The organism is Neorhizobium sp. AL 9.2.2 (genome assembly GCF_013317225.1).
Taxonomy (GTDB): domain Bacteria; phylum Pseudomonadota; class Alphaproteobacteria; order Rhizobiales; family Rhizobiaceae; genus Neorhizobium; species Neorhizobium soli.
Genome location: NZ_JAALXU010000001.1, coordinates 187,930 through 210,813, shown reverse-complemented (window position 1 = coordinate 210,813; position 22,884 = coordinate 187,930). Strand labels below are relative to the sequence as shown.

The 22,884-nt window shown below is 60.2% G+C and carries 26 protein-coding genes; 14 read left to right on the top strand and 12 right to left on the bottom strand.

The window, feature by feature from the left end:
* Positions 1 to 41: 41 nt before the first annotated feature.
* On the bottom strand, positions 42 to 1,655 hold the full coding sequence (xseA, locus tag G6K99_RS01085) for an exodeoxyribonuclease VII large subunit (protein WP_174195470.1): 1,614 nt from the start codon (positions 1,653 to 1,655) through the stop codon (positions 42 to 44).
* Positions 1,656 to 1,726: 71 nt separating this feature from the next.
* Complete coding sequence (locus G6K99_RS01080; protein WP_174195469.1) at positions 1,727 to 3,532, bottom strand: hypothetical protein; 1,806 nt, start codon at positions 3,530 to 3,532, stop codon at positions 1,727 to 1,729.
* A 152-nt stretch (positions 3,533 to 3,684) separates the two neighbouring features.
* Here G6K99_RS01080 and G6K99_RS01075 point away from each other — a divergent pair, with 152 nt between their 5' ends.
* Genes G6K99_RS01075 through G6K99_RS01060 form a run of 4 tightly spaced genes read left to right on the top strand, consistent with a single transcriptional unit; the run spans position 3,685 to position 6,124 of the window.
* Positions 3,685 to 4,674: a glycosyltransferase gene (locus G6K99_RS01075; RefSeq protein WP_174195468.1), complete on the top strand. Its 990-nt coding sequence runs from the start codon at positions 3,685 to 3,687 to the stop codon at positions 4,672 to 4,674.
* Complete coding sequence (locus G6K99_RS01070) at positions 4,671 to 5,369, top strand: class I SAM-dependent methyltransferase (RefSeq protein ID WP_174195467.1); 699 nt, start codon at positions 4,671 to 4,673, stop codon at positions 5,367 to 5,369. Before G6K99_RS01075 ends, G6K99_RS01070 begins: the two co-directional genes overlap by 4 nt.
* Before the next feature lie 12 nt (positions 5,370 to 5,381).
* Positions 5,382 to 5,744: a transporter gene (locus G6K99_RS01065; RefSeq protein WP_174195466.1), complete on the top strand. Its 363-nt coding sequence runs from the start codon at positions 5,382 to 5,384 to the stop codon at positions 5,742 to 5,744.
* Between the two features lie 8 nt (positions 5,745 to 5,752).
* A complete protein-coding gene (locus G6K99_RS01060) occupies positions 5,753 to 6,124 on the top strand; it encodes a hypothetical protein (protein WP_174195465.1) in 372 nt (123 codons plus the stop codon).
* On the opposite strand, the gene G6K99_RS01055 is transcribed toward G6K99_RS01060, so the two are convergent.
* A complete protein-coding gene (locus G6K99_RS01055; protein ID WP_174195464.1) occupies positions 6,121 to 7,107 on the bottom strand; it encodes a Gfo/Idh/MocA family protein in 987 nt (328 codons plus the stop codon). The genes G6K99_RS01060 and G6K99_RS01055 overlap by 4 nt on opposite strands.
* A 191-nt stretch (positions 7,108 to 7,298) precedes the next feature.
* Between G6K99_RS01055 and G6K99_RS01050 the strand changes: the two genes are divergently transcribed.
* The 4 genes from G6K99_RS01050 to G6K99_RS01035 are packed head-to-tail and all read left to right on the top strand — an operon-like array spanning position 7,299 to position 9,974.
* The gene (locus G6K99_RS01050; protein WP_174195463.1) at positions 7,299 to 8,249 is read left to right on the top strand and encodes an aldo/keto reductase; all 951 of its coding nucleotides are present in this window, start codon (positions 7,299 to 7,301) and stop codon (positions 8,247 to 8,249) included.
* A 37-nt stretch (positions 8,250 to 8,286) separates the two neighbouring features.
* Entirely contained in the window at positions 8,287 to 9,282 is a 996-nt protein-coding gene (locus tag G6K99_RS01045) for an aldo/keto reductase (RefSeq protein WP_174195462.1), read from the top strand.
* Between the two features lie 54 nt (positions 9,283 to 9,336).
* The gene (locus G6K99_RS01040) at positions 9,337 to 9,561 is read left to right on the top strand and encodes a DUF3072 domain-containing protein (protein WP_174195461.1); all 225 of its coding nucleotides are present in this window, start codon (positions 9,337 to 9,339) and stop codon (positions 9,559 to 9,561) included.
* Positions 9,562 to 9,614: 53 nt separating this feature from the next.
* On the top strand, positions 9,615 to 9,974 hold the full coding sequence (locus G6K99_RS01035) for a nuclear transport factor 2 family protein (RefSeq protein WP_174195460.1): 360 nt from the start codon (positions 9,615 to 9,617) through the stop codon (positions 9,972 to 9,974).
* On the opposite strand, the gene G6K99_RS01030 is transcribed toward G6K99_RS01035, so the two are convergent.
* Positions 9,946 to 10,599, bottom strand: a complete 654-nt coding sequence (locus G6K99_RS01030) for a hypothetical protein (protein WP_174195459.1) — start codon at positions 10,597 to 10,599, stop codon at positions 9,946 to 9,948. The genes G6K99_RS01035 and G6K99_RS01030 overlap by 29 nt on opposite strands.
* 23 nt (positions 10,600 to 10,622) lie before the next feature.
* On the opposite strand from G6K99_RS01030, the gene G6K99_RS01025 reads away from it, so the two are divergent.
* Positions 10,623 to 10,826, top strand: a complete 204-nt coding sequence (locus tag G6K99_RS01025; protein WP_202048824.1) for a hypothetical protein — start codon at positions 10,623 to 10,625, stop codon at positions 10,824 to 10,826.
* Here the strand turns inward: G6K99_RS01025 and pheT are convergent.
* From pheT to infC, 6 genes are all read right to left on the bottom strand, one after another.
* Positions 10,823 to 13,258, bottom strand: coding sequence for a phenylalanine--tRNA ligase subunit beta (gene pheT, locus G6K99_RS01020; protein WP_174195458.1), 2,436 nt, complete (start codon positions 13,256 to 13,258; stop codon positions 10,823 to 10,825). The two genes, G6K99_RS01025 and pheT, sit on opposite strands and share 4 nt — an antisense overlap.
* Positions 13,255 to 13,698, bottom strand: a complete 444-nt coding sequence (locus G6K99_RS01015; RefSeq protein WP_244631336.1) for a GFA family protein — start codon at positions 13,696 to 13,698, stop codon at positions 13,255 to 13,257. Before G6K99_RS01015 ends, pheT begins: the two co-directional genes overlap by 4 nt.
* 26 nt (positions 13,699 to 13,724) lie before the next feature.
* Positions 13,725 to 14,807, bottom strand: coding sequence for a phenylalanine--tRNA ligase subunit alpha (gene pheS / locus G6K99_RS01010; RefSeq protein ID WP_062454092.1), 1,083 nt, complete (start codon positions 14,805 to 14,807; stop codon positions 13,725 to 13,727).
* Between the two features lie 152 nt (positions 14,808 to 14,959).
* Entirely contained in the window at positions 14,960 to 15,364 is a 405-nt protein-coding gene (gene rplT / locus G6K99_RS01005; protein ID WP_062454093.1) for a 50S ribosomal protein L20, read from the bottom strand.
* 42 nt (positions 15,365 to 15,406) lie between these two features.
* Entirely contained in the window at positions 15,407 to 15,610 is a 204-nt protein-coding gene (rpmI, locus tag G6K99_RS01000; RefSeq protein ID WP_046793986.1) for a 50S ribosomal protein L35, read from the bottom strand.
* A gap of 197 nt (positions 15,611 to 15,807) precedes the next feature.
* Entirely contained in the window at positions 15,808 to 16,344 is a 537-nt protein-coding gene (gene infC / locus G6K99_RS00995; protein ID WP_062454094.1) for a translation initiation factor IF-3, read from the bottom strand.
* A 219-nt stretch (positions 16,345 to 16,563) separates the two neighbouring features.
* Here infC and G6K99_RS00990 point away from each other — a divergent pair, with 219 nt between their 5' ends.
* Positions 16,564 to 17,364, top strand: coding sequence for a carboxylesterase (locus G6K99_RS00990; RefSeq protein ID WP_174195457.1), 801 nt, complete (start codon positions 16,564 to 16,566; stop codon positions 17,362 to 17,364).
* Positions 17,365 to 17,499: 135 nt separating this feature from the next.
* A complete protein-coding gene (locus G6K99_RS00985; RefSeq protein ID WP_062454096.1) occupies positions 17,500 to 18,114 on the top strand; it encodes a transglutaminase-like cysteine peptidase in 615 nt (204 codons plus the stop codon).
* A 125-nt stretch (positions 18,115 to 18,239) separates the two neighbouring features.
* On the opposite strand, the gene mbfA is transcribed toward G6K99_RS00985, so the two are convergent.
* Positions 18,240 to 19,223 carry an iron exporter MbfA gene (mbfA, locus tag G6K99_RS00980; RefSeq protein WP_174195456.1) on the bottom strand — a complete coding sequence of 328 codons (984 nt, stop codon included), beginning with the start codon at positions 19,221 to 19,223 and terminating at the stop codon, positions 18,240 to 18,242.
* Between the two features lie 254 nt (positions 19,224 to 19,477).
* On the opposite strand from mbfA, the gene G6K99_RS00975 reads away from it, so the two are divergent.
* Together G6K99_RS00975 and G6K99_RS00970 are read left to right on the top strand one after the other, a co-directional pair.
* Positions 19,478 to 20,584 (top strand): TRAP transporter substrate-binding protein, encoded by a 1,107-nt coding sequence (locus tag G6K99_RS00975; protein ID WP_113167007.1) that lies wholly within the window; start codon positions 19,478 to 19,480, stop codon positions 20,582 to 20,584.
* 161 nt (positions 20,585 to 20,745) lie between these two features.
* Positions 20,746 to 21,846: a TRAP transporter substrate-binding protein gene (locus G6K99_RS00970; RefSeq protein WP_062454098.1), complete on the top strand. Its 1,101-nt coding sequence runs from the start codon at positions 20,746 to 20,748 to the stop codon at positions 21,844 to 21,846.
* Positions 21,847 to 21,939: 93 nt separating this feature from the next.
* Here the strand turns inward: G6K99_RS00970 and G6K99_RS00965 are convergent, their stop codons facing one another.
* Positions 21,940 to 22,107, bottom strand: a complete 168-nt coding sequence (locus G6K99_RS00965; RefSeq protein WP_174195455.1) for a hypothetical protein — start codon at positions 22,105 to 22,107, stop codon at positions 21,940 to 21,942.
* Positions 22,108 to 22,250: 143 nt separating this feature from the next.
* Between G6K99_RS00965 and G6K99_RS00960 the strand changes: the two genes are divergently transcribed.
* Entirely contained in the window at positions 22,251 to 22,868 is a 618-nt protein-coding gene (locus G6K99_RS00960) for a TetR/AcrR family transcriptional regulator (protein ID WP_174195454.1), read from the top strand.
* Positions 22,869 to 22,884 lie beyond the last annotated feature (16 nt).

The window sequence follows — 22,884 nt, the reverse complement described above, 5'->3', positions numbered from 1 at the left end:
GGAAGTCTTGGCGGGGATTTGAATGGGCTGCCGCCCAAGGGTTAGAACAGCGTGCCCTGCTTGGCAGGCTGGTCGGCACCTTCCGGTTTCGGCAGCTTCTTTTTCGGCTGAGATGGCCGTGCGGAGGGTGACGGATCGTCAACGGGTGCCTCGCCGCCCGTGACGGCCGAGATACGACCGTCAGCGAATTCCACGGAAATCGCCCGGCCCTCGCCGATGCCAGCGGCCCGTGTCAGGGGGTGGTTGTTCTCATCTCGAATGACCGCAAAACCGCGTTGCAGGACGTTCTTGTAGGAGAGCGACTGCAGGACGCGATCCTGCGCCGAGATGGCCGAACGGCTGCGCGCAAGCGTGTGCGACATGGCGGTATCGGCATGGCGCCCGAAGGCACCGAGATGCTGACGCTCGCGCTGGATCTGGCCGAGAAGCCGCGCGGGCAGAGATTTCAGCGACGCTTCGAACCGCGACAGACGCCCGCGTTCGCTCAAGGTTCGACGCTCCAGGCAGCGGTCGGCACGTAGCAGCCGGTCGTTCAAAGCCTGGCGTTGTTGCGTGAGCCTGCCCGTCAGCAGATCGAGGCGCAGACCGGATGAGACACGCTCGAACGCGCGGCGCTTGACCACCGTCGTGCGCTCCAGCCCGCGGCCGAGGCCAGCAGCGGCTTCGTCGAACCGTCGGCGCGGAAGCGCCAGCAACTGGTCGAGCGACGGAAGCGCGCGAACGAGGGCCCGCAGCGACTGTTTGCGATGGTCCATCTGTCGCGCTGCACAGCCCCGCAGCCGGGCGGACAGGCTGGCGAGCTGCGCATCGAGATCCGCCTTCACCGGAACGGCCATTTCGGCGGCGCCGGTCGGCGTCGGTGCGCGAACGTCGGCGGCGTGATCAAGAAGCGTCCAGTCGGTCTCGTGGCCAACAGCCGAAATCAGCGGGATCCGGCTTTCGGCTGCAGCGCGCACGACGATCTCGTCGTTGAAGCTCCAGAGATCTTCCAGACTGCCACCGCCGCGCCCGACGATCAGCACATCGGGCCTTCGGATCGCATCACCTGGCCCGAGCGCATTGAACCCGCGGATGGCCGCCGCGACTTCCTCGCCCGATCCCTCGCCCTGAACCTTGACGGGCCAGAGGACGACATGGACGGGAAAGCGATCGGAGATGCGGTGAAGGATATCGCGGATGACGGCGCCGGTCGGCGAGGTCACTACGCCGATGACGCGCGGCAGGTAAGGCAGCGCCTGCTTGCGGTCCTGATCGAACAGGCCTTCGGCACCGAGCTTACGGCGGCGCTCCTCAAGCAGCGCCATCAGCGCGCCAGCGCCTGCCGGCTCGAGGTTTTCGATGACGATCTGATATTTCGACGAGCCCGGGAATGTGGTGATCTTGCCGGTGGCGATCACTTCCATGCCTTCTTCCGGCCGGAACCGCAGGCGCGAAAACGTGCCCTTCCAGATGACCGCATCGATGCGCGATCGGTCGTCCTTCAGCGAAAAATAGGCATGGCCGGAGGAATGCGGGCCGCGATAGCCGGAAATTTCTCCCCGCACCCGCACATGATCGAACGCATTTTCCATCGTGCGCTTGATCGAGCCGGAAAGCTCCGACACGGAAAATTCGGTAAGGTTCGTCGGCGATTCTTGGGCGATAGGGCTCGTCATACCCTTTGTTCTAACCGAAGGCTGCGCCGATTTCATCCGTCTTTCCGGATCATCCGACGCTTAATCTCGCCCTAGTCTCTCACGACCCGGTAGATCATGAACCCATCCAGCGGACCGGTGGCCACAGGCTGCAGGTATGGCGGGACGTCACTCCGGGCGAGCGCGGCATAGAGGCCGTCAGGTTTCATCGCGATCAGCCGCTCGGTCTGCGGATCGCTCTTGCAGAAGGTGAGAGCAGTCACTCCGGCACCATCGATAAAGGCCTTGGCTTCATCAGGTTGCGCCAAGCCGATATGCAGTTCGGTCAGCATGCCGCCCTGATTGCGGTGATAGGGCGCCGACAATGCACGATGTCGCGTGAAGCGAATGATCTCCGCGCCGCTGTTGGAGGGAGAAGCGATAACGCCGACCGGAAGGGCATTCAGCGCGGACCATGTCTGCGGCCCGCCGCATTCGCCTTCTTCACCTGCGTTATCGGTGGAGAGGATATTGAGGTCGACGGAGCCGACGCCCTCTTTGATGAGAATGCCGGCCACGCCCCAGACGACCGGGACGGACGCAAGCACCGTGACGATATAGGCTGCAGCAAGGGATGGATTGTTGCGGTCCGCATTGGCACGGACGCGGATATCGGCAATCAGCAGGGACAGCGGCAGGATGCTGAGAAGGTTGGAGAAGATCGTTCCGCGAACCTGAATGGCAGCAACGGCGAAGGAAACCAGGAGCAGAACGAGAAGCACGACGTGGGTTTCGACCTTGCTGCGGCACGCGATGCGGGCAAGGCAGACGAGGATGGCGAAAAGGCCCACCGCATAAAAGCCGCCGACGAGCTCGGGCGTGTCGCGCATCTCAGCCACGATCGAGCGTGCCTCGGTTACGCCGTTCAGCCAGAGTTCGACAAGCAGCGGATCAAGGTTTGCCAGCGGATTGCCGAGGCATTCCGGCGCAATTGCGCGGGCTGCGGCAAGAAGGGCGACGCCGGCGACCGCCAGCATGCCGAAACGCAGCAACCGTTTATCGGGCAAGGGCAGGCTTGCCATAATGAACAGGCCGGCGCCACCGATCGCCGTCAGCGAGTAGAAGCCAAAAGAAAGATTGTCGCAGGTGACGACCGCATAGCGATAGGGTGGCACGGTCGCGAAAAAAGCGGCGGAGATCGCAAGCGTGAGGCAGAGGCCGAAGGCCTTGGCGGCACCAGCGAACGTCCTGCCGTGCCAAGCCCATTGCAGCACGACGCAGATGCAGGCGGCCGCGACGAAAGGGACGGTTTCGGCACCGACGGCGATTGCCAGCGCCGCTGCAATGCCGGCCACGGCATAGCTTGACCGGCGATGTTGCGGATCGACCAGCATAGCTGTGACCCACATGGCAAGCGCCAACTGGACGTTATGGTGATCGAGCGCGCCCGGCTGAAACTTGATGTTGGTGAAGACGAAGATCGCGCCGATGCCGAGCGCCAGATGCAGGGTGACCACGCCGCCGATCCGGCGGCCGGCAAGGCCGAGCGGCAGAAGCAGCAGGAAGGAGACGAAAATCGGCCAGACTGTTGCCGCGACACCTTCGGCCAGCGGCATCGCCATGAACAGCGAGAGGAATTTGATCGTTGCTGCAATCGGCAGATCGACCAGTCGCGACCAGTGCATGAGCGTGCCATCGGCAAGGCCGAGCCGGTACTGCATCATGTCGAACCAGCCCTGACCGCCGAGGAGATCGCGGACTTCGACCAGCCGCATGATGTCGTCGTTGTCGGCACCGATCAGATCGGTCGCGGTGGGCAGCTTGATGACCAGGGCCATGATCGAGATTGCAAGCCAGTAGATCATCACCACGGGCGCAAGCCTCGACGATATCGCACCGCGCCCGCTAACGACCTGCATGTCTTCCCCGCCTCCGACCATGATTTCCGGGGCTTTCGTATTTTCGCCCCGAAATATTCCAGCCCGAAACCTAGCCTTAACCTTCCCAAGAAATAGTAAAGCGGTGAAGCGGCATGTGCCGTCTGCGGTCTTCTTTGTATCGAGTGAAAACCATGACCGATGCCCTGACGGGTGATCTGAAGATCGCCGTTCTTCTGCCCTGCTACAACGAAGCATCGACGATCGAAGCGGTGGTGAACGGCTTTCGCCAGGCACTGCCCGACGCGCGCATCTACGTCTACGACAACAATTCGACCGACGGCACGGCGCTGAAGGCAATGCTCGCCGGCGCCGAGGTGATGCGCGAACGGCGCCAGGGCAAAGGCCATGTGGTGCGCCGGATGTTTGCCGATATCGACGCCGATATCTATCTGATGGCGGATGGCGACGGCACCTATTCTCCGAAAGACGCGGAAGAGCTGATCCGCACGCTCCTGACCGAGCGCGCCGACATGGTTGTCGGCACCCGCCGCGGCGTTCATGCGGATGCCGGGCGTCAGGGCCATGCGACCGGCAATCGGCTGTTCAACATTCTCTACCGGACGATCTTCGGACGCGACTTTACCGATATCTTTTCCGGTTACCGCGCCTTCTCGCGTCGCTTCGTCAAAAGCTTTCCGGCCGTCTCCGGCGGGTTCGAGATCGAGACGGAAATGTCGGTGCATGCGTCGCGTCTGAAACTGCCGATCTGCGAGATCGAGCTGGATTACGGACGGCGTCCGGAAGGATCGCATTCCAAGCTTTCGACCTTCCGCGATGGCGCGAAGATCCTCTGGATGTTTGCGATGCTGATGAAGGAAACCCGGCCCTTCGCCTTCTTCGGCGTGATCAGCTCTGCCATCATGGCAACCAGCCTCGCCTTCATGGCACCGGTGCTGGTCGAGTATTTCGAGACCGGCCTGGTCGAGCGGATGCCGACCTGGGTGTTCTCGCTGGTGCTGATGCTGATCTCGTTCCTGGTGTTCACGGCCGGGCTCATCCTCGATTCCGTATCGCGGGCACGCTCCGAGCAGTTGCGCATCCACTATATGAGCATGCCGGCCGAACTGATCGCCAAGGCGCCTGCCGAACAACCGAAGCGCCGCCGGAGCCGTGCTGCATGAACAGGGAAACTACCAACCGCATCCGCTTCGTCATCGAGGACCTGCTGCCGCCAATCCTGCGCGACTCGACGCTTTTTCTCTGGCTCGCCAAGCGCGTCTGGGGCGAGCATATGTCCCATCTCGCCCGGTTCCGGGAACGCGCGCCGTTCCTGACCGCCGAGGAATATGCCGAGCTTTACCGCAACCATCCCCGCGTGCATGCGGGAACCGACAATTCCGCCGCCTGCATCCGACGGATCAACGCCATGGTCGAGGGCACAAGCGTTTGCGATGTGGGTTGCGGCACGGGATCGCTGCTCACCCATATGCGCGCCGCCCATCCGGATCTGCGCCGCCTGGTTGGCGTCGATTTCGTCGTCGACGATGCGGCCGACATCAAGGGTGTCGAGTATGTTGCCGCGAAGATCGAGAGCCTGCCTTTCGCCGACGGCGAGTTCGACACGGTCGTCTGCACGCACGTGATCGAGCATGTCCTCGACTACAAGCAGGCGATTGCCGAACTGCGACGCATCGCGAAAAAGCGGTTGATCATCGTCGTCCCGCGCGAGCGGGAATACCGCTACACGTTCAACCCGCATTTCAACTTCTTCCCCTATACCTACGCTTTCCTGCGCGCCGTCCATCCGGTGCCGACGGTCTATGTGTGCGAGGATATCGGCCGCGACATCTTCTACAGCGAAGACCGGTTAGGCTGAGGAATTCGTCTCATGTTCGCGTCGCTCACCCCCGTCACCTGGATAGGCCTTCTCGGCACGCCACTGCTGATCGCCATGGGCCAGGTTCTGTTCAAGATGACCAGCAATACGGCCGGAGATTTTTCGTTGCGCGGACTTACGGCGCTTGCCGCCAACCCGATCCTGATCGCGGCGCTGGCGCTTTACGGCTTCGGCACGATCGTCTGGATCTACGTCCTCAAATCCGTGCCTCTGACGATCGCCTATTCCTTCATGGGGCTGACCTTCTGCTTCGTGCCGCTGCTGGCGCATGTCGTCTTCGGCGAACCGCTGACCCTGCGTTACGGGCTGGGAGCCGGCCTGATCTTTGCCGGCCTCCTGGCGATCAACGGCTGAGGCCGGGCATGCGCACCGGAATCCGCCTCACCCTCCTGCTGCTGGTGCTGATCCTTGCCGATGGAGCGCTGCTGCTGGCCTTGACAAGGGCAGTCGACATGGGAGCGTTTGCGGCACGCCTTCTCTCGCTCGGGCTAGGGATTGCCGGGACGATCTTTTTGAACCGGCTCCTTCCGGCGCCGGTTGCTCTTGCACAGCGGCCTGGCCTTCGATCTTTGTTGGCCGTCGTCGCTCTGCTCAGCTACGGGATCTTCGCAGCGTTGACGATCCGAGCGCAACAGGTCCAACCGCTGGCGCATTTTGGCGCGTCCTGGCTGGGAGCTGTGGCGTTCCTCATCGTCGGACTTTGGCGCATTCGCCGGTGGCGGGACGAATACTAGACCGTCTCCCAGCCGTCGGTCTCTCCGGCGCGGTAGATCGCATCGATGAAGCGCTGGTTGAGAAGCGAGTTCTCGAGCGTCACGATGTCCGCCGCCTCGCCCATGGCTGCCTTCGCAAAGGCTTCTGCCTGGCGGCGATACTGGCGGCTGTCGGGGAAGCGGAAGATCTGCGAGACATTGTGCTTCTGGTTGGTGAGTTCGATCTCTTCGGCGCCCCAGCGGTCGGCATTGAAGGGAGACTTGACCTCGATCGTGCCCTCTGTGCCGTGGAACACCATGAGCTGGCGGCTCGCCATCTGGGTCGAGATGTAGAAGCTCATTTCGAATGTCTCGAAGGCTGCCTTTACACTTGCATAGATATCCGTGCCGAAATCCGGGTCGCGCTCCACCTTGGCCTGGACTCGAACCGGTTCTTTACCGGTGACAAAGCGGGTCGCGATCGTCGGATAGACGCCGATATCCGGCAGCGCGCCGCCGCCGAGTTCCGGGATGTTGCGCATGTTGTCAGGATCGCGGTTGAAATAGCTGAAGGCGCCCTGGACATGCTTGAGGTCGCCGATCGCGCCCTCCTTCAGAAGGTCGCGCACCTTGTGCCAGACGGGCGCATAGGTGACCATGAAGGCTTCGGAAATCAGGACGCTGTTGTCATCCCTTGCCGCGATCAGTCGCTCGATCTCGCTCGCCTTCAGCGCGATCGGCTTTTCGCAGAGAACATGCTTGCCGGCCTCGGCCGCCTTGATCGACCATTCCACATGCTGGCTGGTCGGCAGTGGGATATAGACGGCATCGATCGTGTCCGACGCCAGCATCTCGTCGTAGGAACCGAACGCATGCGGCACGCCGAACCGGTCCGCAAATGCGCGCGCCTTGGCAATGTCACGGCTGGCAACGGCGCTGACCACGCAGTTTTCGGCGTCGAGCAGTGCGGGAACGACAGCGTCCCGTCCGATTTTCGCCGTCGACAGGATTCCAAAACGCAACATAGCAGTGCCTCCACACATTCACAGACAGTCATTGGGAGGCTAACCTAGGGCCGCTTGGTCGGGCGGGCAACTGTCGTTGTCGGCAGTGCTGAAACCTTGTGCCCGCTTGTCGGTTTGACAGTCGATCCAATCAGCCTAGTTTCATCCTTCAGCACTCATCGCTTCCCCACGTCATCTATCTGGAGACCATCATGGACATGCGCTTGCTCGGCCGTACCGGACTTTCCATCTCGCCCGTCGTTTTCGGCGGCAACGTGTTCGGCTGGACCGCGGACGAAAAGACTTCTTTCGAGATGCTGGACGCGTTCTTCGAGGCCGGCTTCAACACGATCGACACGGCCGATGTCTATTCCGCATGGGCGCCCGGCCATCAGGGTGGTGAAAGCGAGACCGTGATCGGCAACTGGCTGAAGCGCGGCACGGTGGCCCGCGACAAGGCGGTCATCGTCACGAAATTCGGTTACCCCACCATGGGCGACGACAAGAAGCTGAAGGCGAAGTGGGTGGTGGAAGCCGTCGAAAAATCCCTGCAGCGGTTGCAGACTGACTATATCGACCTCTACCTCTCGCATTTTCCCGATGACGATACGCCGCACGAGGAGACGCTTGGCGCGCTTGCGAAGCTGAAGGATGCCGGCAAGGTGCGCTCGATCGGCTGTTCGAACTTCAGTGCGGAACAGTTGCAGGCCTCGCTCGACGCTGCGGACAGAAACGGCCTACCCCGTTACGACGTGCTGCAGCCGGAATACAATCTCTACACCCGCAACAAGTTCGAGGGCCCGCTTGCGGACCTTTGCATCGCCGAAGACATCGGCGTCATCAGCTACTACGCGCTGGCAGCTGGCTTCCTGACGGGCAAGTATCGCAAACCCGAAGATGCAGAAGGCAAGACGCGTGGCAACCGCATGCCCGACTACATCAACGACCGCGGCCTGAAGATCCTCGCAGCACTCGACCAGGTGGCCGCGGAAACCGGCGAAAGCCTGGCTGCAATTTCGATTGCCTGGGTTGCCGCACGGCCGGGCATTACTGCGCCGATCGCCAGCGCCACCAGCCTGAAGCAGCTTGAGGCGATCATTACGGCCGGCAAACTCAATCTCACCGACGCGCAGATGGCGCTGCTCAACGAGGCCGGCGCCTGATCTATCCCTCCGTAAAGCCCAACTCTGGAGAATTCCTGTGCAGACACGCAAGCTTGGAACTGAACTAACGGTCTCGGCGATTGGCCTTGGCTGCATGGGCATGAGCCATGCCTATGGGGGGCAGGATGAGGCGACATCGATCAAGACATTGCACCGCGCCGTCGAGATCGGGGTCAACTTCTTCGACACTGCCGAAGTCTATGGCCCCTACGTGAATGAGGAGCTTGTCGGCAAGGCTTTGAAGCCGTTCCGCGAAAAAGTGGTGATCGCCACCAAATTCGGATTCAAGATCGATCCCACCAAAAAGGACTCGAGCGCGATGTCCGGTCTCGACAGCCGGCCAGAGCAGGTGCGCGCGGTTGCCGAAGCCTCGCTGAAACGCCTCGGCATCGACGTCATCGACCTCTTCTACCAGCACCGCGTTGATCCTGATGTGCCGATCGAGGAGACGGTCGGAGCGATGGCGGAGCTGGTGAAGGCAGGCAAGGTGCGCGCGCTTGGCCTGTCGGAGGCAAGCCCTGATATCATCCGGCGGGCCCATGCCGTGCATCCCATTGCGGCGCTGCAAAGCGAATACTCTCTCTGGACCCGCGATCCCGAGGGCGATGTGCTGGATACCTGCCGTGAGCTGGGGATCGGCTTCGTGCCGTTCAGCCCGCTCGGCCGCGGCTTCCTGACCGGCAAGATCCAGAACACGTCGGAATTTGGCGAGGGTGATCTGCGCCGCACCATGCCGCGCTTCGAGGCTGAGAATATGGAGGCGAACCTCGCGCTGGTCCGGCTTGTCGAACAGATGGCGTCGGAAAAGGGCATCACGGCGGCGCAGCTTGCTCTTGCCTGGGTACTCGCCAAGGGTGACTTCATCGTGCCTATTCCCGGTGCCCGCAAAATCCCCAATCTGGAGCAGAATGCCGCAGCGGCCGACGTCGTGCTGACCGCCGACGACGTGAAGCGCCTCGACGACATGCTGTCTCCCGACAAGATCGCCGGTGCCCGTTACGGCGGACAGGCGGCATGGACACCGCGCCGCTGATGGAACTTCGTTTCACCGAGAACGTTTAAGGAACATCCAAACGGTGAGGAAACTATGAGCGACATACATAACCCGAAGACTGACCCGGATCCCGCATCGAACACCGAGAAGGACCCGGATGACTGGGTCACCGGTGACGAGCCGATGACCGGCGCCCAGGGCTCCTATCTCAAGACCCTCAGCGAGCAGGCGAAGGAGCCCGAGGCATTTGCCGAAGATCTGTCCAAGGCCGAAGCCTCCAAGCGCATCGATGCGCTCCGCGAGAAGCTGAAGATGTGAGTGTTGAGCCTTCCCCGGGTTCTGCTATCGTAGAGCCTGGGGAGGGCCGCGTCATGTCTGAAGAGCAGGCAGTGCAGTCGGTCGTGCATCTTTACGTGGACGGGATGACGTTTGCGCACGAAGGCGCGCTCTGCAAAGCGTTTCATCCAAAAGCTTCGATCATCGGTAACTACGACAATGCGGTCGAATGGCTATCGGTGGCCGAATTTGTCGCAGCGGTCGCCTCAGAAGGGCCAGCGCCGGCGGGCACGCAGCCTCTGATCGAGATCCTTGCTCTGGATATCGCCGGCGATGCGGCCAGCGTCAAACTCATCGACGAATTTGCCGGCCTCCGGTTCACCGACTACCTTTCTCTTTTGAAGGTGAATGGTCGCTGGGTCATTGTCAGCAAGCTCTACCACCTGCATTCCTGACACCGCTGGCTATCGCCACATTCGGAAAGCCCTGGTACCATTCCGAATGGTCGCCTTCGTGGTTTTCCAATCCGGCCTTTGTCAGGAGCCCGCGGGGCTGGGCATAGCTCGTGATCCGGCGCACCGGCCGTTCGTGCCACTGGATATTGAAGGCCCAGAGTTTCGGGAAAAAGCAGAGCGAGGCGTAGGGCAGGTGATCGTGGATCCACCAGGCGAGCTTTCGCCAGTCGCCCTCCTCGCTGACATTGTCGATTAGCCAGGGGACGACGACGCAGGCCGTTGCCCCCATGCAGCCATCGGCATCGCGAAGATCCCAGATATGATCCGCAGACGAGGCGGCATTGGTGGCGCAGTTCAATCGCTGGGCATTGCCGAAGGCGTTGACTTCAGCTGCGCGGTAGCCGGAGCGCACATGCAGCCGGCCAAATGTCGCCTGTAGCGGTTCCAGCAGCTCTTCACAAAGGCGCCGCCCCGCCTCGATCGCCAGATCCGGATCGTCAGGGACATTGGCCATGCCATAGACTGCGGCAATTTCGGAAAACAGGAAATCGCGGAAGAAGAAGTTTTCCGACAGCCTGACCCTGCCAAGCTCCTCCAGCCCCTTCATGGAATTCGGTTTGCGCATCGGAAGTTCCCCCAACGGTTCGTGTGAAGTTACCACGCCCGTTTCAAACCCAAGAAACCAATACCAAACGCGAAAAGGCCGCCTTTATTCAGGCGGCCTTTGCGGGATTTGCGGCTCTCCTCGGCGATCTGCATGAGGAGAGCTACATCTATGTTCAGGACGTCCGCGCCGCATCCTATGGATATGGCGGCAGGACAAAGGAATGGCGTTACCAGCGCGCCAGTTAGGCGCGCAGCACGCCGCCGGTGACCTTGACGACGTTGGCGACGATCTTGGCGGTGAGTGCCTCGAAATCCTCGTCCGTCAGTGTCTTGTCGACCGGCTGGATCAGGATCTCGATTGCAACCGACTTCTTGCCCTCGCCGACCGACGCGCCTTCGAAGACGTCGAACACGTTGACGCCCGAGATCAGCTTGCGGTCGGCACTGGTTGCGGCCTTGACGATCGCGCCGGCTTCGACAGTCGATTCCACCACGAAGGCGAAGTCGCGCTTGACGGCCTGGAAGGGCGATAGCTCCAGCGGCGGCTTGGTACGGGTCGCCTTCTTCTTCGGCTCGGCCATGGCGTCGAGATAGACCTCGAAGCCGCACAGTGCGCCTGACACATCGAGCGCGGACAGCGTCTTCGGATGGAATTCGCCGAACGTGCCGAGCACGATCTTAGGACCCATCTTGATCGTGCCGCAGCGGCCCGGATGATACCAGGCGGGACCACCCTGTTCGACCTGCACGTTCGACATGGACAAGCCGCAGGCTTCGATCACGGCCAGCGCATCGGCCTTGGCGTCATAGACATCCACCGGCTTGCCGCCGCCCTTGGCACCGTTCGACCAGAGGCGCCCCGCGCCATTGATCGAGGCCGTGCCGCGGCGGATACCGCCGGCAACGCGACGCTGGCCTTCCGGCGTGTCGTTCTCGTAGGTGCCGGAGACTTCGAAGATCGCCACATCGCCCAAACCCTTGTCGGCATTGCGCTGGGCAGCGGTCAGCAGACCCGGCAGCAGCGAGGGACGCATGTCCGACATATCGGCGGCGATCGGGTTTGCGAGCTTCAGCGACGGCGCGCCGCCACCGAACAGCTTTGCCTGCGCCTCCGGAATGAACGACCAGGTGACCGCTTCCAGCATGCCGCGGGCAGCGAGTGCACGCTTTGCCGTGCGAGTGCGAATCTGCAACGTGGTCAGGATCTTGCCGTTGACGCTGCCGATGCTTTCGAGCGGCTCCGGCTTGATGTGATCGACGCCGTGGATGCGCATGACCTCTTCGACGAGATCGGCCTTGCCATCGACATCCGGACGCCAGGACGGGACCTTGACCGACACTCGTTCGCCTGAACCTTCGACCATGAAGCCGAGGCGATCGAGGATCTGGCGGCTTTCGTCGGACGAGATCTCAAGGCCGGTCAGGCGCTTGACTTCAGCGAAGGGGAAATCGACGACCTTCGGCTCATATGCCTTGTAGCCGACGACCTTTGCTTCGGCAGCCGTGCCGCCGCAGAGTTCCAGCACTAATTGCGTGGTGCGGTCGAGGCCGGGCAGCATATAGTTCGGATCGACGCCGCGTTCGAACCGGTAGCGGGCGTCGGTGATGATGCCGAGCGCGCGGCCGGATTTCGCGATGTTGATCGGGTCCCACAATGCCGATTCGATCAGGACATCGACGGTGTTCTCGTCGCAGCCGGAATGTTCGCCGCCCATGATGCCGCCGATCGATTCCACGCCGTTGTCATCGGCGATGACGACGTTATTGGGTGTAAGCTTGTACTCGCGGGTATCGAGCGCGAGGATCGTTTCGCCTTCGCTGGCGCGGCGAACGACCAGATCGCCCTTCACCTTGGCGGCATCGAAGACATGCATCGGCCGGCCCTGGTCGAAGGTCATGTAGTTGGTGATGTCGACCAGAGCATTGATCGGACGCAGGCCGATCGCCTTCAGGCGCGTCTGCATCCAGGCCGGGCTTGCGCCGTTCTTGACGCCGCGCACGAGGCGCAGGCCGAAACCGGGGCACAGGTTTTCATCATCGAGATCGATCGACAGGCCGACAGAGGTTTCGCCCTCGAGCTTGAGCTGAGGTTCCGAGTGCTGCTTCAGCGTGCCGAGGCCGGATGCGGCCAGATCACGGGCGATGCCATAGATCGAGGTGCAATCGGGACGGTTCGGCGTCAGGTTGATCTCGATCATCGGATCGTCGAGGCCGGCATAGGCGGCGAACGAGGTGCCGACCGGGGCATCTTCGGGAAGATCGATGATCCCGTTATGGTCTTCCGACATGTTCAGCTCCTTTTCGGAGCACATCATGCCATGGCTTTCGACGCCGCGGATCTTGCCGATGGCAAGCGTCACATCGATACCCGGAACATAGTCGCCCGGACGCGCAAGCGCGCCGACCAGACCGGCGCGGGCATTCGGCGCGCCGCAGACGATCTGCAGCGGCTTGCCGCCGTTGACATCTGGACCGGCATCAACGGACAGAACCTTCAGGCGGTCCGCCTCCGGATGTTTTTCCGCCGACAGGACTTTTGCGATGACGAAAGGCTTGTAGGCTGCCTTGTCATCGACATCCTCGACTTCCAACCCGATCGCCGTCAGGCGCTCGCAGATCTGCTCGAGATTGGCATCGGTTTCAAGGTGATCCTTGAGCCAGGAAAGCGTGAATTTCATCGGTTTTCTCCTGAAGGTCTCTGCACGGTCATGGTTTCCATCCGTGGCAGGCCGTCATCGACATGGAAGAAAGGAAGCTCTTCGCGCACGTAACCGTGCACGCTGGGCGGATAGTTTTCCGGCGCATCCATGGCGCCGAGCATAAAGTAGATCCGGTCGGCGAGCCGCTCATCGGTATAGGCAATCGGTGCGCCGCAGGTCGCGCAGAAGCTGCGTTTGACGGGTGCTATGCCGTAGCTCGATCCGGTCTCGCCTGCGAAAGTCACGTCGTCGGTTTCGAACCCGACAAATGCCGCGACAGGCGCACCGGTTGCTTTCCGGCAGTCGGTGCAGTGGCAGTAACTGGCGTAGATCGGGTCAGCGATGACCTCAAAGCGGATCGCGCTGCAGCGGCAGCCGCCACGATGCACCCTCTCTTGTCGCGTGACCATCTCACTCATGGCAATTCCGTCCGCAATGGTTCCGGTTACTGGCTCAACCCACCAAACAAAGTCGGCATGTCGAGCGGGCGGAAACCGTAGTGGTTCATCCAGCGGACGTCGGCATTGAAGAAATCGCGAAGGTCCGGCATGCCGTATTTCAGCATGGCGATACGATCGAGGCCCATGCCCCAGGCAAAGCCCTGATACTCGTCCGGATCGAGCCCGCCGGCGCGCAGCACGTTTGGATGCACCATGCCGCAGCCGAGGATTTCCATCCAGTCGGTGCCTTCGCCGAACTTCACGATCGGTCCTGAGCGGTCGCACTGGATATCGACTTCGAACGACGGTTCGGTGAACGGGAAGAAGGACGGACGGAAGCGCATCGTCACCGACGGCACTTCGAAGAAGGTCTTGCAGAACTCCTCCAGCACATAACGCAGATTGCCCACATGAGCCTTCTTGTCGACCACGAGGCCTTCGACCTGGTGGAACATCGGCGAATGGGTCGCGTCGGAATCCTGGCGGTAGGTCTTGCCGGGAATGATGATGCGGATCGGCGGGTCCTGCGCCTCCATGGTGCGAACCTGGACCGGCGAAGTATGGGTGCGCAGCACCTTGCGCTCACCCTTTTCATCCGGCTGGAAGAAGAACGTGTCGTGCATTTCGCGGGCGGGATGGCCTTCGGGGAAATTCAGCGCGGTGAAGTTATAGTAGTCGGTCTCGACATCAGAGCCCTCGGCGATCGAGAAGCCCATGTCTGCAAAGATCGCGGTGATTTCGTCGGTGATCTGGCTGATGGGATGGATACGGCCGCGCTCGGCAGGAGAAGAGCGCACCGGCAGCGACACATCGAGCGTCTCGGCCTTCAGACGCGCGTCGATCGCTGCGTCCTTCAGCATCGTCTTGCGGCTCGTGATCGCCTCGGTGACCTCAGTCTTCAGCGCGTTGATCGCCGCGCCGCGAGTCTGGCGTTCTTCCGCCGACATGCCACCGAGTGTCTTCAGGAGCTCGGAGACGGAGCCTTTCTTGCCAAGCGCATTGACGCGCACGGCTTCGATCGATGCCTCATCGCTGGCACCTTCGATTTCAGCCAGAAGCGAGGTTTTCAGATTTTCCAGATCGGACATGATGTGTTCCGTTGATGCTCGGACAATGAAGCGGATTCGAATGCGACTGCTGGCGGACAAAACATGAAAGCCGACAAAAGAAAAACCCGCGCCAGCTCACTGCCAGCGCGGGTTCCCCAAAATCTATCAGCTACAAGCTTGGGAAGCGCTGGTTACTTGACCGCGCTTTCAAACTCGTTCTTCGTGCCGGCGTCCTTGAGGTAGGCCAGAGCCGTCTTGGAAGCTTCGACGAGAGCGCCGAATGCTGCAGGTTCATGGATTGCCAGGTCAGACAGGACCTTGCGGTCGACTTCGATGCCAGCCTTGTTGAGGCCGTCGATGAAGCGGCCGTAGGTCAGGCCGGATTCGCGCACAGCGGCGTTGATACGCTGGATCCAGAGAGCGCGGAAGTTGCGCTTCTTGACGCGACGGTCGCGCGTTGCGAACTGACGCGAACGATCGACTGCTGCCTTTGCGGCGCGGATGGTATTCTTGCGGCGGCCGTAGAAGCCCTTGGCTGCCTTGAGTGTCTTGGTGTGCTTGGCGCGGGAAGTTACGCCACGTTTTACGCGTGCCATGTCATGATCTCCTTAAAACTGTTCCAAATCGTCGAATGAGTCTTAGAGACCGTTCGGCAGGTAGTTCTTGATAACCTTCTTGCCGTCAGGCTCAGCGAGGATCATCGTGCCGCGTGCATCGCGGATGAACTTGTTGGAACGCTTGATCATGCCGTGGCGCTTGCCAGCAGCGGCGGCAACGACCTTACCGGTCGCGGTTACCTTGAATCGCTTCTTGGCAGCCGATTTCGTCTTCATCTTGGGCATTTTGCTACTCCATAATTGTATCGGAACCGCAGACGATGCGATTTCCAAGCATTTTGAACTGCCACGGCATGCCCTGCCGGACCGTTCGGACGCGCGCTTATAACCGCAGAGGATTAAAAGCGCAATGGGATAAGAAGAATGGCGTGACAACGCCGATGCCCTGACCTCTTTCAGGTCCGGGGCGATTGGCGTGGCGCTTACTTCGGCGCCAGCACCATCATCATCTGGCGGCCTTCGAGCTTGGGCTCGGCTTCCACCTTGGCAATTTCAACAGTGTCTTCTTTGACCTGCAGCAGAAGCTTCATGCCGAGTTCCTGGTGGGCCATTTCGCGGCCACGGAACTTCAGCGTCACCTTTACCTTGTCGCCTTCCTCAAAGAACCGGTTCATCGCCTTCATCTTCACCTCATAGTCATGGGTGTCGATGTTCGGGCGCATCTTGATTTCTTTGATTTCGACGATCTTCTGCTTCTTGCGCGCTTCGGACGCCTTCTTCTGGTTCGCGTATTTCAGCTTACCAAGATCGAGGATCTTGCATACCGGCGGATCGTTGTTCGGCGAGATCTCGACGAGATCGAGTCCGGCGTCCTCAGCCATCTTGAGGGCCTGGTCGGTCGGTATCGCACCGAGATTCAAGCCTTCGGCATCGATAAGCTGGACCTTGGGAACGCGGATTTCCCGGTTTGAGCGCGGGCCTTCCTTGACGGGGGCATCGGCTTTGAATGGTCTGCGAATGGTCGTGTTCTCCTAGATAATTTCAGCACGCAGCAACGACAATTCCTCGCTTGGCTGCAGCCGAAAGCGGAATGTCGTCATCACTGGATAGATGTCAATACCATATACGCGGGGAAAAATCACCTGCTGCAATCGTCTGACAATGTGATTTATAGATGCCCGCCTTTCAGGATGCCTCTGTTTGACGCAATCGGAGGCTGCGACGTCAAGGAGACCCACATGTCAGCGACCGCCCCATCAGACCTTATCCGCATTCCGGTTGGCACCGCAGAGACAATGCGCGAGATCGCAATTCTCGTCAGGCCGGCATCCGCTTCCAACGACAACGCGGCTTTCGTCTGGCTCGGCGGCTACCGATCGGACATGACGGGCACCAAAGCCGTCGAACTCGACGCGCTGGCCGAGACGCTCGGCACCGAGTGCATCCGCTTCGACTATTCCGGCCACGGCGTCTCCGGCGGCGCGTTTCGCGACGGCACGATTTCCCGCTGGCTGGAGGAGGCTCTTGCCGTGCTCGACCACACGAAACCCAAGAGCGTAGTGCTGGTCGGCTCGTCGATGGGCGGCTGGATCGCGCTTCGTGTGGCCCAAGAGCTTAAGAAGCGTGGCGCGTCGCCCCAAGTCGAGGGTATGGTGCTGATTGCCCCCGCCCCCGATTTTACGGGGGAGCTGATCGAGCCGCACCTGACGGATGAGCAGCGGAAGTCGCTTGCAGTCAACGGCTATGCCGAGGAACCCTCCGAATATAGCAGCGAACCTGATATCTACACCCGCGACCTGCTTGAGGATGGAGCACGCAACCGAGTACTGACCGGCATTATCGAAACCGGTTGCCCCGTGCATATCCTTCAGGGAATGAACGACCGCGACGTGCCTTATGAACACGCGCTGAAACTCATGGAATTCCTGCCTGCCGACGACGTGACGCTGACGCTTGTACGTGACGGTGATCACCGCCTTTCCAGACCTCAGGATATCGAAAAAATGAGGGGTGCAATCATGGGCCTAATAAATAAATGAGTAAATTTTGGGCTGATGCGAGAATGCAGCATTGTTAACCATAAAGCAGTTTTAATGAAGATTAACAAAACCTGAACGATTGACTTGACCCCCATTCGGCCCTTAACTTTTCGTTAGGACTTTAAGGGACGGGTCATGATGAAAGCCTTGCTGGTACGGCGCTTTGCGGTGATCCTTTTGTGCGCGCTGGTGCCTGCGGGCGCCGCAATGCCGGCTCCGCGGTCGATTGCATCGATGGTGACCGGTGACGTGACGTCGCAACCGATCGGCCATTTCGAGTTCTGCCAGCGCCTCCCCGCGGAATGTTCTCTGAAGAGCCGGTCGGCGCCCGCTCCCAAACTCAACGAAGACAGCTGGCAAACGGTTCGCCGTATCAACCTGGAAGTCAACGAGCGCTATATCGCCAAGACCGACATGGATGCTTACGGTCGGGAAGAGTTCTGGACCTATCCGACCATCTTCGCCGACTGCGAGGATTTCGCGTTGCAGAAGCGCAAGGAACTGGCCGAAGCAGGCTTCAGTTATTCCGACCTTCTGATGACGGTCGTGCGCAAGCCGGATGGAGAAGGTCACGCCGTTCTGACGCTTCGCACTGCGGATGGAGATTTCATTCTCGACAATCTTGATAACGATGTCCTGCCTTGGACAGCCACGCATTACACGTTCCTGAAGCGCCAGGCTTCGTTCAACGCAGGGCGTTGGGTCACCATCGAAAATGGCCGCGACCTTCTCGTCGGCGCTCTCCGGTAAAGCCATCCGTTCAGACGACGGTCCGCATCATCTAGCCGAAATGACAAGACCCGCCCTGCTTTGCAGCGGCGGGTCTTCTTTTTTGCTGTCGATGCGCCGGCTGCGGCGAACCGATAACCTGCGCCTTATCCGTTGCCGATCAGGATACCGGCAGCCAGGACCAGCGAGCCGCCGAACACGACCTGGAAGACAGCCTTGAAGAACGGTGTCTCCATGTAACGGTTCTGGATGAAGGCAATCGCCCAGAGTTCGAAGAAGACGATGATCGCCGCAACGATGGTGGCCGTCCAGAAATGCGGAATGAGATAGGGTAGTGTATGGCCGAGGCCGCCGATCGCGGTCATGATGCCTGAGGCAAATCCGCGCTTGATGGGGGAGCCGCGACCGGAAATCTTGCCATCGTCGTGTGCCGCTTCGGTAAAGCCCATCGAGATACCCGCACCGACCGATGCGGACAGACCTATCAGGAAGGTCGACCAGGTATCGCCCGTGGCGAATGCTGCCGCAAAGATCGGCGCCAGTGTCGAAACCGAACCGTCCATAAGGCCGGCAAGCCCTGGCTGGACATAGGTCAGGATAAACTGACGCCGGGCAGACAGGTCTTCTTCCGAACGCGTTTCCTCGGTTACGTGCTTTTCGCTGAGCATCCGGGCGATGTCTTCATGCCCGTCCTCCGCCAAGGCCAGATCGCCCAGGAGCTGCCGCGTCGAGGCATCCGATACCCTTTTGGCGGCCTCGCGATAGAACCGTGCCGCCTGGCGCTCCATCGCTTCCGTCTGTTCGCGGATCTTGTCGAGCGGCAGATTGCGCATGAGCCAGTCTGGCTTGCGGGCGTAAAATCCCTGCACATGCTCTCTGCGGATCAGCGGAATGTTCTCGCCGAAGCGGGAGCGAAACATCTGGATCAGCATGTTCTTGTGCGTCTGCTCGACCTCGGCCATGTCCTCGAACACCTTTGCGGAGCTCGGATATGCCTCTTTCAGGTTCTTCGCGTAGGAGAGATAGATGCGCGCATCCTCCTCTTCCGACGAGATGGCAAGAGCGAGGATTTCCTCTTCGCTCAGCGACAAAAACGCCCGGCGGGACCCGGGCACCAAACGAGTGAACATCGAAGCTCCTTATTAGAATAATTCTAACCTAACTTTTTTGTGTGAAAGTTCAAGTCACTCCAAACCGTGCCCTTCGATCCGTTTGAGAAAAAAATTCGCGCGCAATATTCGCAAACCAATGCTGCAGCGCAGCGCAACTTCCTGCACTTTTTACTTGCCGGTGACGAAATGATCGGATTAAGAGCAGACGCCGGTGAGGACCGGTGAAATGAAGTTACCGGCCGTCAAGGGCCAGTCAGAAAGGCATGACCCGTATGAACCGCAGACATTTCTTTCGGCAGGCAGGGACCGCCGGAATCGGCGCAGTTGCAGCCGGGGCTCTGGCCGCTCCCGCGATCGCGCAGGAAAGCCCCAAGCTCACCTGGAGAATGACATCCTCCTTTACCAAGAACACCGACATCCTCTGGGCCGCATCCACCGATATCGCGCAAAGCGTCAAGGAAGCGACGGACGGCAACTTCACCATTCACACATTCGCGGCCGGCGAAATTGTGCCCGGCCTTCAGGCGGCAGACGCTGTTTCCAACGGAACCGTCGAAATGGCGCATACCTGCTCCTACTATTACATTGGCAAGGATCCGACATTCGCGCTCGGGACGTCGGTGCCCTTCGGTCTTAATGCCCGCCAGACGAACTCCTGGTTCTCGATCGGCGGCGGCAACGACCTGCTCAACGAATTCCTCGGCACCTACAATCTCTATGCGCTGCCGGCCGGCAATACGGGTGCCCAGATGGGTGGCTGGTTCCGCAAGGAGATCAACACGATCGATGACCTGAAGGGTCTGAAGATGCGCATCGCAGGTCTTGCCGGCCAGGTGATGACGAAGCTTGGCGTCACGCCGCAGCAGATCGCCGGCGGCGACGTTTATGCGGCCCTGGAAAAGGGCACGATCGATGCGACCGAATTCGTCGGTCCGTATGACGATCAGAAGCTCGGCTTCGTGAAGGTCGCGAAATACTACTACTATCCCGCATGGTGGGAAGGTGGCCCGGCCGTCCACGCCTTCTTCAACCGCGACAAGTTCAACAATCTGCCGAAGAGCTACCAGCGCATTCTGAAAGATGCCTGCGCCAACGCCAACATGAACATGCTGGCTCGCTACGATGCCAGCAACGCCAAGGCGCTGCGCCAGCTTGTGTCGGAAGGTGCCGTGCTGAAGGCCTTCAACCAGCAGATCCTAGATGCCAGCTTCGCTGCGGCGCAGGAAACCTATGCGGAACTCACGGCCAAGAACGCTGCCTTCAAGAAGATCTACGACAGCCAGCAGGCCTTCAAGAAGGATGCCTATCTCTGGGCGCAGATCGCCGATTACACCTACGACACGTTCATGATGATCCAGCAGCGCAACGGCAAGCTTTGATCATCAAGCGCACCTGCTCAATCGAGAACCCCGGCCCAGCCCGGGGTTTTCCTTTTGCGGCAAGGCAAACACTGTCGATTCCTCTTGTCGGAGCCGGGAAAAGAGCTTTAAGACCAAGACGGCTTGAACGAGATTTTTCAGACATCTCAGGAGGATATTTCATGGATCGCAGACGTTTCCTGCACAATGCTACCACTGCCGGCATCGGCGCCGCGGCTGCCGCGTTGGCCACGCCGGCAATCGCCCAGGAGCGTCCGAAGATCACCTGGCGGCTGACCTCGTCCTTTCCAAAGAGCCTGAACATCATCTTCGATGCGGCGACCCAGATTGCCAACAGCGTCAAGAATTCAACGGACGGCAATTTCACCATCCAGACCTATGGCGCCGGTGAACTGGTGCCGGCTCTGCAGGCCGCCGATGCGGTTGCCAACGGCACGGTCGAGATGGCGCATACATGCTCCTATTATTACATCGGCCAGGATCCAGCCTTTGCGCTCGGTACCGCCATTCCGTTCGGCCTCAATGCCCGCATGACGAATGCCTGGTTCCTGAACGGCGGCAACGACCTGATCAACGAGTTCCTGGCGCCCCGCGGCCTTTATGCGCTGCCGGCCGGCAATAGCGGCACGCAGATGGGCGGCTGGTTCCGCAAGGAGATTAACACGATCGACGACCTGAAGGGTCTGAAGATGCGCATTGCCGGCCTGGCCGGCCAGGTGATGCAGAAGGTCGGCGTGACGCCCCAGCAGATCGCCGGCGGCGATGTCTATGCGGCGCTCGAAAAGGGTACGATCGATGCGACCGAATTCGTCGGTCCGTATGACGATCAGAAGCTCGGCTTCGTCAAGGTCGCCAAATACTACTACTACCCGGCATGGTGGGAAGGCGGCCCGGCCATGCATGCCTTCTTCAACCTGGAAAAGTTCAACAGCCTGCCGAAGAGCTACCAGCAGATCCTGACCGATGCCTGCGCGGCAGCCAACATGAGCATGCTTGCCAATTACGACGCCCATAACGCTGTCGCTCTGAAGAAGCTGGTCGGCGAAGGCGCCGTCTTGAAGGCGTTCAACCGCGACATTCTGGATGTGTGCTTCAAGGCCGCGATGGAAACCTATGCGGAGCTTTCCCAGAAAAGCCCGGCCTTCAAGAAGATCTACGATCACCAGCAGGCGTTCAAGAAGGACTCCTATCTCTGGGCACAGGTGGCAGAATACAGCTACGACACGTTCATGATGATGCAGCAACGTGCAGGCACGCTCTGAGCATCGAATAAAACGACGAAAGCCCCGCACGCGACGGGGCTTTCAAAACTTGTAAGAGCTCCGGCCTATCTCTTCAGATGGGCCTGTATGACCTTAGCTACCGGTGTTGGGGCGATTGCTGCCGACATTGATATTTGTCGACGCGGTCTTCCCGTCGGCGGTCTGGCCGTAATAGGTACCACCAAGGTGGCCGCCGGAACTGCTGTTTTCCACCTGGCGTTCTGCGCGCTTTACGGTCTGTTCTACGTCACTCTTGCTCATCATGTCCTCCAGCTTTTGGGGTTGGTGACGGTGTTTCCAACTCAACTTTAAAATATCTGTTCCTGAAAAACCGACATCTCGCTTGACGACACCATAATCCGATCCTATTTGGAAACGATCATTTCCTAATTAGGCAATCCGCTATGACGACCGAAACCCTCACCGATACAGCGCGAATGGCAGGCCGCCCGCGCGAGTTCGAAATCGAGGCGGCGCTGGACAAGGCGATCGTCGTGTTTTCCGAGCAGGGTTATCACGCGACGTCGATTGCGGACCTCAAGGACGCGATGGGGCTGACGGCCGGAAGCCTCTACAAGGCGTTCAAGGACAAGAAGGCGATCTTCCTCGCCGCCTTCGATCGCTACAAGCAGGTTCGCAACGCAGCCCTTGCGGAGGCGATTTCGGTGGGAGGCAACGGCCGCGACCGCATGCGCCTTGCGCTGCATCACTATGCCAACTCGGCGCATGGCGAACTTGGACGGCGCGGATGCCTTGTGGTCGGCGCTGCCGTCGAACTTGCGCTTTTCGATCTCGAAACGGATCAGCGCGTGAAACTATCGCAAGCACGGATTGAAGGTCTGTTCGAAAACCTGGTTCGGGAGGGCCAGACGGACGGATCGATTTCGGATCGGACCGATCCTGAACTGACGGCACAGTTCTTCTACGCCGTGATCCAAGGAATGCGGATCGCGGGGAAGGCCGGACAGGGCCAGGAACGGGCCATCGCCACCGTGGAAACCGCGCTCAAAATTCTCGACTGACAGCACGTCTCTTTTC

Coding starts and splice junctions, on each gene's coding strand:
- pheS (WP_062454092.1), bottom strand. CDS start 14,807: ATGTCCGATCTGGAAAATCTGAAAACCTCGCTTCTGGCTGAAATCGAA.
- G6K99_RS00970 (WP_062454098.1), top strand. CDS start 20,746: ATGGATCGCAGACGTTTCCTGCACAATGCTACCACTGCCGGCATCGGC.
- G6K99_RS00990 (WP_174195457.1), top strand. CDS start 16,564: ATGTCAGCGACCGCCCCATCAGACCTTATCCGCATTCCGGTTGGCACC.
- G6K99_RS01030 (WP_174195459.1), bottom strand. CDS start 10,599: ATGCGCAAACCGAATTCCATGAAGGGGCTGGAGGAGCTTGGCAGGGTC.
- G6K99_RS00975 (WP_113167007.1), top strand. CDS start 19,478: ATGAACCGCAGACATTTCTTTCGGCAGGCAGGGACCGCCGGAATCGGC.
- G6K99_RS01035 (WP_174195460.1), top strand. CDS start 9,615: ATGTCTGAAGAGCAGGCAGTGCAGTCGGTCGTGCATCTTTACGTGGAC.
- G6K99_RS00985 (WP_062454096.1), top strand. CDS start 17,500: ATGATGAAAGCCTTGCTGGTACGGCGCTTTGCGGTGATCCTTTTGTGC.
- G6K99_RS01075 (WP_174195468.1), top strand. CDS start 3,685: ATGACCGATGCCCTGACGGGTGATCTGAAGATCGCCGTTCTTCTGCCC.
- G6K99_RS01065 (WP_174195466.1), top strand. CDS start 5,382: ATGTTCGCGTCGCTCACCCCCGTCACCTGGATAGGCCTTCTCGGCACG.
- mbfA (WP_174195456.1), bottom strand. CDS start 19,223: ATGTTCACTCGTTTGGTGCCCGGGTCCCGCCGGGCGTTTTTGTCGCTG.
- G6K99_RS01070 (WP_174195467.1), top strand. CDS start 4,671: ATGAACAGGGAAACTACCAACCGCATCCGCTTCGTCATCGAGGACCTG.
- G6K99_RS01040 (WP_174195461.1), top strand. CDS start 9,337: ATGAGCGACATACATAACCCGAAGACTGACCCGGATCCCGCATCGAAC.
- G6K99_RS01050 (WP_174195463.1), top strand. CDS start 7,299: ATGGACATGCGCTTGCTCGGCCGTACCGGACTTTCCATCTCGCCCGTC.
- G6K99_RS00960 (WP_174195454.1), top strand. CDS start 22,251: ATGACGACCGAAACCCTCACCGATACAGCGCGAATGGCAGGCCGCCCG.
- G6K99_RS01055 (WP_174195464.1), bottom strand. CDS start 7,107: ATGTTGCGTTTTGGAATCCTGTCGACGGCGAAAATCGGACGGGACGCT.
- G6K99_RS01015 (WP_244631336.1), bottom strand. CDS start 13,698: ATGAGTGAGATGGTCACGCGACAAGAGAGGGTGCATCGTGGCGGCTGC.
- G6K99_RS00965 (WP_174195455.1), bottom strand. CDS start 22,107: ATGAGCAAGAGTGACGTAGAACAGACCGTAAAGCGCGCAGAACGCCAG.
- xseA (WP_174195470.1), bottom strand. CDS start 1,655: ATGACGAGCCCTATCGCCCAAGAATCGCCGACGAACCTTACCGAATTT.
- G6K99_RS01060 (WP_174195465.1), top strand. CDS start 5,753: ATGCGCACCGGAATCCGCCTCACCCTCCTGCTGCTGGTGCTGATCCTT.
- pheT (WP_174195458.1), bottom strand. CDS start 13,258: ATGAAATTCACGCTTTCCTGGCTCAAGGATCACCTTGAAACCGATGCC.
- rplT (WP_062454093.1), bottom strand. CDS start 15,364: ATGGCACGCGTAAAACGTGGCGTAACTTCCCGCGCCAAGCACACCAAG.
- G6K99_RS01080 (WP_174195469.1), bottom strand. CDS start 3,532: ATGCAGGTCGTTAGCGGGCGCGGTGCGATATCGTCGAGGCTTGCGCCC.
- rpmI (WP_046793986.1), bottom strand. CDS start 15,610: ATGCCCAAGATGAAGACGAAATCGGCTGCCAAGAAGCGATTCAAGGTA.